At 72.7% G+C, this 10,000-nt stretch carries 9 protein-coding genes; 5 read left to right on the plus strand and 4 right to left on the minus strand.

Annotated features, from left to right (window positions below; translation table 11 throughout):
- The 4 genes from AB0J09_RS43585 to AB0J09_RS43600 all read left to right on the plus strand — a co-directional run.
- The coding region (locus AB0J09_RS43585) for an acetate--CoA ligase family protein (RefSeq protein WP_360704824.1) at nucleotides 1–877 on the plus strand (877 nt) is incomplete at its 5' end.
- A gap of 134 nt (nucleotides 878–1,011) precedes the next feature.
- On the plus strand, nucleotides 1,012–1,602 hold the full coding sequence (locus AB0J09_RS43590; RefSeq protein WP_349451723.1) for a DUF5998 family protein: 591 nt from the start codon (nucleotides 1,012–1,014) through the stop codon (nucleotides 1,600–1,602).
- A gap of 248 nt (nucleotides 1,603–1,850) precedes the next feature.
- On the plus strand, nucleotides 1,851–3,206 hold the full coding sequence (locus tag AB0J09_RS43595; RefSeq protein ID WP_360704827.1) for an alkaline phosphatase family protein: 1,356 nt from the start codon (nucleotides 1,851–1,853) through the stop codon (nucleotides 3,204–3,206).
- Complete coding sequence (locus AB0J09_RS43600; RefSeq protein WP_360704830.1) at nucleotides 3,203–4,033, plus strand: sulfurtransferase; 831 nt, start codon at nucleotides 3,203–3,205, stop codon at nucleotides 4,031–4,033. Before AB0J09_RS43595 ends, AB0J09_RS43600 begins: the two co-directional genes overlap by 4 nt.
- Nucleotides 4,034–4,495: 462 nt before the next feature.
- Here AB0J09_RS43600 and AB0J09_RS43605 read toward each other — a convergent pair whose 3' ends face one another.
- From AB0J09_RS43605 to AB0J09_RS43620, 4 genes are all read right to left on the minus strand, one after another.
- Nucleotides 4,496–7,189 carry a CHAT domain-containing tetratricopeptide repeat protein gene (locus tag AB0J09_RS43605; protein ID WP_360704833.1) on the minus strand — a complete coding sequence of 898 codons (2,694 nt, stop codon included), beginning with the start codon at nucleotides 7,187–7,189 and terminating at the stop codon, nucleotides 4,496–4,498.
- A gap of 79 nt (nucleotides 7,190–7,268) precedes the next feature.
- Nucleotides 7,269–7,715 carry a hypothetical protein gene (locus tag AB0J09_RS43610; protein WP_360704836.1) on the minus strand — a complete coding sequence of 149 codons (447 nt, stop codon included), beginning with the start codon at nucleotides 7,713–7,715 and terminating at the stop codon, nucleotides 7,269–7,271.
- Complete coding sequence (locus AB0J09_RS43615) at nucleotides 7,712–8,239, minus strand: sigma-70 family RNA polymerase sigma factor (RefSeq protein WP_360704839.1); 528 nt, start codon at nucleotides 8,237–8,239, stop codon at nucleotides 7,712–7,714. Before AB0J09_RS43615 ends, AB0J09_RS43610 begins: the two co-directional genes overlap by 4 nt.
- A 72-nt stretch (nucleotides 8,240–8,311) precedes the next feature.
- Nucleotides 8,312–9,325, minus strand: a complete 1,014-nt coding sequence (locus tag AB0J09_RS43620; RefSeq protein ID WP_360704842.1) for a S8/S53 family peptidase — start codon at nucleotides 9,323–9,325, stop codon at nucleotides 8,312–8,314.
- Nucleotides 9,326–9,500: 175 nt separating this feature from the next.
- Here AB0J09_RS43620 and AB0J09_RS43625 point away from each other — a divergent pair, with 175 nt between their 5' ends.
- Complete coding sequence (locus AB0J09_RS43625; RefSeq protein ID WP_360704845.1) at nucleotides 9,501–9,995, plus strand: DUF3145 domain-containing protein; 495 nt, start codon at nucleotides 9,501–9,503, stop codon at nucleotides 9,993–9,995.
- Nucleotides 9,996–10,000 lie beyond the last annotated feature (5 nt).

The following is a 10,000-nucleotide window of genomic DNA, read 5'->3' on the forward strand; positions in this document are numbered from 1 at the left end:
AGCTGGGGCGCCCGACGGCCCAGCTGGACCTCAAGGCACGACCGCCGGATCCCGAGGCGCCACCGGCGGATCGTCGGGGCGCTCCACGGAATCGCCGGGCACGGTCGCCGAGCCGCCAGGCGCCGCCTCCGGAGAGGTGCCCGGGCGATCCCAAGAGCCGCGGGGCGCCGTCAACGAATCGCCGTCGGGTGTGTTCGCTCAGCCGGGCCCTCCGGTCGAGATCGACGCCACCGAGTTGCTCTCCTGCTACGGCCTCACCGTCTGGCCGGCCGAGGTGGTGCGGTCGCCGGACGAGGCGGTGGAGGCGGCCGAGCGGCTCGGGTGGCCCGTGGTGCTCAAGGTGGCCGACCCCGGCGCCTCGCGCCGTGCGGGCACCGTCCGGCTCGGCCTGACCGGGCCCGAGATGGTGCGCCACGCCTTCGCCGGGTTCGCCGATCAGCTGGGGGAGGAGGTGGAGCTGGCGGTCCAGCGGATGGCGCCGCAGCCCGCCGTGCCCACCGTCGTGGGCGCCGTCGAGGACCCCGCGTTCGGCCCCGTCGTGTCGTTCGGGCTCGGCGAGGTGACCGCGCGCCTCCTGCTCGACCAGGGGTTCCGGCTGGCGCCCCTGACCCGCGAAGACGCCGCCGCGCTCGTGCGCTCCGTGCGGGCGGCCCCGCTCCTCTTCGGCCAGTACGGCTACCCGCCCGTGGCCGTGGACGCCCTGGAAGACCTCCTGGTACGCGTCGGCCGCCTGGCCGGCGACCTGCCGGAGGTGGCCCGGCTGGACCTGGACCAGGTGCTCGTCGGAGAGTCGAACGTCATCATCCTCGGCGCCCGCACCACCCTGCGCACTCCTGCGGGCCCGCGCCTCGACGGAGGCCCCCGTAGGCTCTCGTGATCCGCTCTCAGCGAATGGCGGCGAATGGCGGTAAATGTAGTGAACCCAAGTGCCTGCTGATGCCTGGATAAAGACGTTATAGAGCGTTATATACGGCGGGTGAGTGTACTGCCCGGTCCTGGCAGGATGGACCCATGAGGGAAACCCGAGTCTCCGCCGCGGGCCTGCGCGAAGCGATCGAGCGCAGCGGCTACTATCCCGACCTCGTCACCGACGCGGTCGAATCCGCGCTGGGCAAGGAGGCGGTGACCGCCTTCGTGGTCCATCACGAGGCCACGTTCGATCCCGCGATGGAGGTGCGCAGGCACGTCACCGTCCTGGTGCTGTCGGCGACACGGCTGCTGGTCTGCCACACCGACGAGCACCCTGCGGTGGAGGGTGTCTCGACCTCCCACGCCTCCACGACCACGGAGGCCGTCCGGCTGAGCCGCGTCCAGTCGGTCGCCGTCACTCGCGTGGTGCCCGACCCCGCCTCCTACGTGCCAGGGGTCCCTCCGACTGAGGCGACGCTCACGATCGGCTGGGGCGCCATCTCCCACGTGGACCTGGAGCCGGCCACGTGCGGCGACGAAAACTGCGAGGCCGACCACGGCTACACGGGCGCGATCACGGCCGACGACCTGTCGCTCAGGGTCAGCGAGGCGGCCGACGGCCCGGAAGCGGTCACCCACGTCCTCGCCTTCGCCAAGGCCCTCTCCGAGGCCACCGCTCGCGCCGCTTCGTGACCACCCCCCCGGCCGCTTCCTGGCCGCCGCCGATCGGCGCCCCATGATGGGTGCGGCACCGGCCGACGTGTCAGCGAAGAAGCCGGCCCACGATGCGCTCGTAACGGCGAGCACCCCGTGAGCCTTCACGACCGGCCATGACGGTCGGACACCGGCGACGGCGAGTGCGGGTAACTTGGCTGGCCGTAAAGGAAGGGTGGGGGGCCGCGAGCAGAGGGAGAGATCCGCGAAGGCATAGGATGATGGGCATGCTGGTGCCGGGGTACGGCGGCGGGTCGCTGGCGGATCTGCCTCATGCGTTGCTGGCGGCGCTGGGCGTGCGCGAGCCCGGCACCCCTGGTACGGCGACCGCTCGCCACACGGCGAACTCCCCCGACACGGCGAGTGCCCCCGAAACGCCAGGGGACGCGCCTGGTGCGGCGACCCTGCCCGACGCGGCGAACGCTCCCGACACGACAGCGGACGCGTCCGGCACGGCGAGCACGCCAAATACGGCGGATACCCCCGTAACGGCGAATGTGCCCAACGCGCCGGCCGCGCGCGACACGGCCACCGCCCTCACCGCATTGAACGATCCCCCGCTCGTCCTGGAGCCCGCGGAGCGCGTCTGCCTCTTCCTGGTGGACGGCCTGGGGGCCGAGCTGTTGCGGGCGCACCCCGAGGCCGCCCCGTTCCTCTCCGGTCTGGCCGGCAGGACGCTCACCGCCGGATTCCCCGCCACCACCGTGACCAGCCTCTGCTCCCTGGGCACCGGCCTGACGCCGGGCGAGCACGGCATGCTCGGGCTGACGCTGGCCGTGCCCGGCACCGGCCACTTGTTCAACTGCCTGCGGTGGACCATGCCCGGCGGCCTGACCATGGATCCGGACCAGTGGCAGCCCGCCCCGACCGTCTACCAGCGCGCCGTCCGGGCCGGGATCGACTCCGTCTACGTCGGTCCCGGTGAGTTCGAGGGCACCGGGCTGACCAGGGCCGTCTATCGAGGCGTGCGTTACGTGGCCGCCGACGCCGTGGACGACCGCGTCGCGCGGGTGCACGAGGCGATGCGGGCAGGTTCGGCGCACGTCACCGTTTACTACGGCGATCTGGACGCCGCCGGGCACATGACGGGATGGGGGAGCGAGGAGTGGCTCCGGCAGCTCGCCATCGTCGACGACATGGCGCACCGGCTCGCCGAGGGCCTGCCTCCCGGTTCCGCCCTCTACGTGACCGCCGACCACGGCATGGTCAACGCCACCGAGAAGATCGACGCCGAGCGAGTTCCCCAGCTGACGGAAGGCGTGGCACTGCTCGGCGGGGAGGCCAGGGCCAGGCACGTCTACGCCGAGCAGGGAGCGGGGAAAGACGTGCTGGAGGCGTGGCGCGACACTCTTCGCGGGAAGGCCTGGGTAGTGTCCAGACAGGAGGCGGTCGAGTCGGGCTGGTTCGGGCCACGCGTGCGGGACATGTGGCTGGAACGCATCGGCGACGTCGTGGCCGTGCCGTACACCGACCTGGCCATCACCGCCCCCACCCACAACCCGATCGAGGCGCTCTTCATCGGATACCACGGTTCGATGACGGCGGCCGAGCAGTATGTCCCGCTCCTGGAGGTACGCACTTGACCAGCCCGCTGATCACACCCACCGAGCTCGCCGCGCTCGACGACGTGACGGTGCTCGACGTTCGCTGGCGGCTGGGCGGGCCGCCCGGGGTGGAGTTCTATCGCGAGGGGCACATTCCGGGCGCCGTCTACTGCGATCTGGACAAGGACCTCGCGGCGCCTCCCGGCGAGGGCGGGCGGCATCCGCTGCCCGAGGCGGGCGCGTTCCAGAGCGCGATGCGGCGGCTGGGGGTGTCGAACGGGCGGCCGGTGGTGGTCTACGACGACGCCGGGTCCACGGTCGCGGCCAGGGCGTGGTGGGCGCTGCGTTACTTCGGTCACCAGGACGTTCGCGTGCTCGACGGCGGGCTGCCCGGATGGATCGAGGCCGGGCTCCCCACCACGAAGGACACACCGGACCTGGCGGCGTCCGGCGCCACCGAGGGGGATTTCACCGCGAGGGCGGGCGGGATGCCGATGTTGGCGGCTGACGAGGCGGCGGCGCTGGCCACCCAGGGCGTGCTGCTCGACGCCCGGGCCGCCGAACGCTACCGGGGCGAGGTGGAACCGATCGATCCGGTGGCCGGGCACGTTCCCGGGGCCGTAAACGCGCCTACGACCGAGAACGTGGGGCCCGACGGCCGCTTCCTGGCCCCCGCCGCGCTACGGGACCGCTTTGCCGGCCTCGGGCTCGGTGAGGGCGTTCAGGCGGGCGCGTACTGCGGCTCCGGCGTGACGGCCGCGCACGAGGTGCTCGCGCTGGAGGTGGCGGGTCTGCCCGCCGCGCTCTACGTTGGCTCCTGGTCCAACTGGGTCGCCGACCCCACAAGACCGGTCGCCACCGGCTGACCTGACCGTCCCCGAACCGGCGTCCGCCTGCTTCGGACGGCACGCTTGGCCATGCGCCTCGACCGGTCCTCGGGGATGCTTCCGGGGTTGGGTGTGGCGTCGGTTGAATCGGCGAGTCGGCCGTGGTGCCTCTCGACTGGGTGACCTACGCGCCCAGATGCCCCCAGTCGGCCGCCGGTGGCGCGCGCCTGGAGCACGCCGGGCCAGCTGGGCCGGCGGCTCGAGCGGACCCGGCCTGCGGTGCGGTTGCGCCAAGTCGGCAGGCGACATGTTCGTGCCGGAGGGCTCTTTGCGGCCCAGCATCAGCACGGAGCATGATCCGACCGCCGACCGCCGACCGCCGACCGCCGACCGCCGACCGCCGACCGCCGACCGCCGACCGCCGAGTCGCGTGCGTCGGTGGCGGCCCGCAACGAAAGAGGTGGGGCCCAGCGGGAGCGGTGGGGCCCGTACCGCCAAGCCCTAGTACAACGGCTGGTCGCCTGCGCCGAAGCAGACGAAGCCGGTTTCGCCCGTCTTGGCCGCGGCGGCGGCCAAGGCCGCGTCCGGTGCGTGACCCGCCGCCACGAGCTCGTGGAACATGCTCATCAGCGCCCGAGCCGCCTCATCGCGCACCGGCACCAGTCCGGCCACCACGCACGACGACCCCTTGGCCAGGAATGTCCCGGGCAGGCCCAGCGGCGCGCCCTCCACCGGCGTGCGCGACATCCCGGAATTGCAGGCCGACAGCACCACCAGCCCCGGCGACCGCGGGGTGTCCAGCAGGTCGTACGCCATGAGCGAGCCGTCATCCAAGGTGATCCCGGACACCAGCGGACTACGTGCATGGAAGACCCCATGCGCGGCGAGATGCAGCACGTCGGCCACCTCCAGCGCCTCCAGCACCGCCCTGGTGTGTGCCGGCACCTCGCGGCCGTCCGGGTGGCAGGCCAGTACGCTCGCCACCTCGGCGTGCGCGTGCGCCAGAGCGGGCCCGGCTGCCGCCACCACCACCGGTGGATCACCCCGGCGGGCGAGACCGAGCTCCTTGGCGTGCACCCAGGCGGCCGCGCTGGCGCTCACGGTCACCGGCCGTTCGCGCAGGCACGGCAGGGCACCCCACGGCAGCGTGTGGAGGGCGCCCACCGGCACCACCACCAGCGGCCCGTCGCCCAGGTCGGCCAGCAGCGGGCGCAACAGCAGCCGCTCGACCTCCAGGCCTGCCGCCTCGACGTTGCCCACGTCACAGGGCGAGCACAGCGCAGGGTCCTGCTCGACGGCATGCCGTGGTGCCGCAGGGACCCGCTCGTCAGCCTGCCGCCGTGCCCCAAGGTCCGGCTCGTCACCGTGCCGTGGCGTACCAAGCTCCGGCTCGTCGGCGTGCCGCAGTCCCGGGGGGTCGTCGTAACCGGGCTGCGGTGCGTTGTAGCGTTCGGCGGACCGCCGGCGTAGTGCGTAACGCAGGCGGACGATCGCCTCCTTGATCGGCCGCACGTCGCCCACGCGCCGCAGCACCACCCGCTCGGCAGTGATCACCACGGCCAGCAGCGCATCCTCGTCCGCCACGAACTCCACCAGCGCACCAGACCCCAGTCCGGCCCGTACCCGATCGGGAGCCACCAGCGAGCACGCATGGGAGGCCGCCGCCACCGCCCGCCACCGCTCCGCGAACTCGAACACCTCCCCTGCACACCCTCCACGCACCGCCAGCCCCAGCCCGAACGCCGCCAGCCGCTCCCCGGCCCTGGCCGCGTGGGCGCGCAGCGAAGGGTCGTCGAACGTCTCCACCCGCTCGCTCACCTCCGACAGCCCGTTACGGACCGCCCGGAACGCCCCCGTGGCGTCCTCCTGCAGCGACGCCTCCAGCGCGAGCGCGTGCTGCCGTACGGGCACCGGGATCTCCGGCGTCCGGGCGGGCTCCGCGGCCAGTGAGGTCAGCCGGGTGCCGACCGGGGCCCACGGCTCCTCCCGCTCGGCGTGCTCGGTGAGCCGGGCGAGCTGTCCCGAGGCCGTCGGGTGGTCGTCCATGGCGAGCGCCGCCTCGGCCGCGACCAGCCGCAACGCAGCCGCCCCTGCCAGGTGGGCGAAGCCGTACTCCAGCTCGTCCGCGCACGCGACCAGCTCGGCGACCAGGGCGGGCGTGACGGGTTCGAGCGCCAGCCGGGAGCGCAGGACGACCTCTCTGGCCAGCGGCAGCCACGACGTCCGGTCCTGCGCGGCCAGCTCGGCGGCGGCCTGCTCGGCCACCTGCCGCGCCCGGTGCGGGTCGCCGGTGAGCAGCTCCACCTGGGCCAGCTTCAGCCGTGCCTCGGCCAGTGCCACGTGCGCGCCCGACGCCTCGAGATCGGGTACGGCCAGGCTCAGCATGGCCCTGGCCTCGCCGGGCAGGTGGGCGGCCAGCAGGGCGCCGGCGAAGTCCGCCCGCATGGTGGCCAGCCGTTCGGGGAAGCCGAACAGGGTGTCCTCGGCCTCGCGGTAGTGCTTGAACGCCCCTGCGATGTCGCCACGCCGTACTGCCAGGAAGGGCAGGTTCGCGGCGGACAGGCGGGCCAGGTGCCGCAGACCCGAGCGCTGGGAGATCTCCAGGCAGGCGGTGAGGTCGCGCATGGCGGCGTCCCAGTCGCCGCGGTAGGAGTGGACGAGCCCGCGGTTGAGCATCCCGCCCGCCAGGAACCTGCGGTCGTCGATGGTGCCGGGAGCGGTCACCAGGACCCGCAGCGCGCGGTCGCAGGACGCGATGGCCTCCTGGTGGCGGCCGAGGCGGGCCAGGGCCACCGCGCGCTGTGTGTCGAGCTTGGCGCGGTCGAGCGGCGAGAGGTGCGACCAGGCCTGGGCGGCCACGCGGAGGGCCTGGAGCGGGTGGCCGCGTTCGGTGCGTACGGTGACGAGGGAGAGGCGGGCCTGGGCGACCCTCTCCGGCGGGGCGCCCTCGGTGGCGATGGCCGTGCGGAGGTGATGCTCGGCGCTGCGGAGATCGCCCAGCTCACGGTCGGCCAGCGCGATGGCTCTGAGCGCGACGGCCTCGGCCTCGGGGTTACGGGCGCGGCGGGCGGCGGACAGGACGAAGCGGCCCGCCTGGAGTGCGTGGTCGGGATCGACCAGGGAGCGCATGACGGCGGCCTCGGCCGCCACGACGAGCGGGTCGCGGTCGCCGGGTGGATCTGGTGTCGCGCTCATGTAGGGCCTTGGAACGAAACGGCCGAGAGAGGGGTCGCGGCTCTCTCGGCTGGTCGGTGGGGGTCGGGTCGGTATGGGGTCAGGGACGGATGCGTACCCATCTGGTCTGGACGGGTTTGTGTTCGGGCCGGTGGCACACCACGCTGAGCCAGCCTGGCGGCAGACCGGTGACGGCGAATTCGCCGGTGGGCGTGATCCGCCGGGTCAGTGTGAGATGGGGGGTCTTCACATCGATGAGGGCGCCCTCTCCCGGGTTGGGGGAGATATGTCCCGCGACATCGATGAGGCCGTCGCCGATCGTCACCTCCAGATCGAAGGTGAGATCCGCTGTGACGAAGCGCACCAGATGGCACCCCTCGTCGTCGCGCACGCCGCTGGCTGCGGCGCACTCACCGGGGGCGGCCGTGACCGCTCCCGGGACCCGAAGCCCGTAGGCGTCACGTGCGGCGGCGGACACGTGACCGGGGATCGGGTCGTTCCCGGAGGCCAACCGGAGGGCCGCCAGGAAGTACTCATCGTTGATCATTGCGCTGTCTCCTGTATTGAGAGCAGAGTGCGCAGTTTTTCCAGGCAGCGGGCCTTGGTCGGACCGATGCTGCCGATGGGGAGTCCGAGCCGAGCCGCCATCTGCTGGTTGCCGAGGTCGATGGCGACCAGCTGGAGGAGTGAGCGGCAGGGTTCGGGCAGGGTGGAGACCGTCTTCCACAGCAGGCGCCTGCCGTCGGCCTCCAGGACGGCGGACTCCGGGTCAGGGTCTTCGACGACCTCGAAGGAGGAGACGCCGGAGCGCTCCTTCCGCAGGAGCAGGAGGGCTTCGCGGCGCACGGTCGTCATGAGCCAGCCCCCCACCCCCGCGGGGTCCCTGATGTTCTGGACGTGCTGGAGCAGGCGCAGCCAGGAGCCCTGGACCGCGTCCGCCGCGTCGGAGGGGCTCAGGCCGCACGCGCGGGCCACTGCCCACATGCGCGGCCCGAACCTGGACTCGAGCTCGTCCCAAGCCGACCGGTCGCCCTCGGCGGCCGCGACGAGCAGCTCCGCTGGATCCCGCATGCGGCCTCCTTCCGCCCGGCACGAAGAGGCGGTCATGTCTCCTCGTGATTGCTTGAGGACTGAGCGTAAACTCTACAGACTCGCCGGGATGAGAACTCCCAGATCGGGAATTTGCCGGGTCCCCTCCGAGTCGAAGAGCCGCCTGGCCACCTCCTTGGCCGGCTCGCTCTTGGCCGCGTCCGCGACGGCCCCGGCCACCAGGGCGGTGGCGAACGACGTGCCGCTCCATGTCGCATATCCCGCGAAGTCGCCTCCGTCCAGAAAACTGCTGGTCAGCCAGTCGCCGCGGGCGCAGGCGTCCACCCAGGTGCCGTAGCCGGAGTAGGGGGCCCTGCGCTCCTCGGACGCGTCCACGGCGGCCACGCCCACCACGCCGGGCATAGCCGCGGGCCAGAACGGCCGGTCGGACCCGGTGTTGCCGGCGCAGGCCACGGTCACCGTGCCGGCAAGCGAGGCGATGGCGTCGTGCAGCAGAGGTGGCGGCCGGTCGTCGAAGGTGTGGCCGCCGAAGGAGAGGTTGAGCACCTGTGGCGGGCGCTCGCGCATGCGGTAGAGAGCGCGTACGACGGTCGCCTCGTCGCCGATGCCGTCGCCGTCGAGCACCCGGTGCACGCTCAGCGCCGCGCCCGGCGCCCGGCGGGCCAGCAGGCCCGCGATGAACGTGCCGTGGCCGGCCTGCGAGCCCTCCGTCGCGTCGGCGTTCTCGGGGGCGGTCTGGCCGTACCAGTCGCTGCCGGCCCACCACGGGTGCTTGGCCACGCCTGTGTCGAGCAGCCCCACCACCACGTCCGAGTGGGACCGGCCCGGTTTGTGGTGGATCGGCGGGACGGGGAAGGGCCTGGACGCGGGACCGCCGAAGAACAGGGGCTGGCCGCGGAGCACGTGGTTCGGCGACGCTCTGAGGCCCTTCTCGCGTAGTTCGGCCGTGACCTCGCAGGGGTCGGCGCCGGGCGACAGGTGGATCACGCAGACGCCGTCCGCCTCCGACACCGCCTGCGTCCAGCGCGCCGCGGCGGACAGGGCTGTGCGGTCGGTCAGCACTTGACCAGGCCGGATGAACGCCGCGCCGACTGATTGGATTTCCATGAGGCGGTATGTATCCCCGCTCGTCCAACTGTCACATGCGACTCCCGCACCAAGTTGGTATGGCCCCCCTCTGGTGTCGGATAGCGACCGACGGTAGTCTCTCCCTAGTCACTTGTGATCATCCCGGGGCGAGGCCGTTGGGGAAGGCGCACCTCGTACCGAAACGGGAGGTCCGGTGTCTGCTCGTGGCGTCCTTTACGTCCACTCGGCTCAGCCCGCGCTGTGCCCTCACATCGAATGGGCAGTCGCGGGTGTTCTTGGCGTGCCCGTAGATCTGACGTGGACGCCGCAACCCGCCGCGCCCAACGTCGTGCGCGCACAGGCGGAATGGGAGGGGCGCGCGGGCATCGCCGCGGCCATCGCCTCCTCGCTCATGGGCTGGCAGCGCCTCCGGTTCGAGATCACCGAGGACGCCTCGCCCGGTGTGGACGGGTCCCGCCACGCCTACACGCCGACCCTCGGCGCCTTCACCGCGGTCATCGGCGTCTCGGGCGACATCATGATCCCCGAGGACCGGCTCAGGGCAGCGATGATGACGGCGGCCCAGGGGCGGTGCGTGCTGGAGGACGAGCTGGACAAGATGCTCGGGCGGCCCTGGGACGAGGAGCTGGAGCCGTTCCGGTACGCGGGCGACGGCGCCCCGGTCCGCTGGCTCCACGCCGCCGTCTGACCCCC

This window comes from Nonomuraea sp. NPDC049784 (genome assembly GCF_040659615.1).
Lineage (GTDB): Bacteria > Actinomycetota > Actinomycetes > Streptosporangiales > Streptosporangiaceae > Nonomuraea.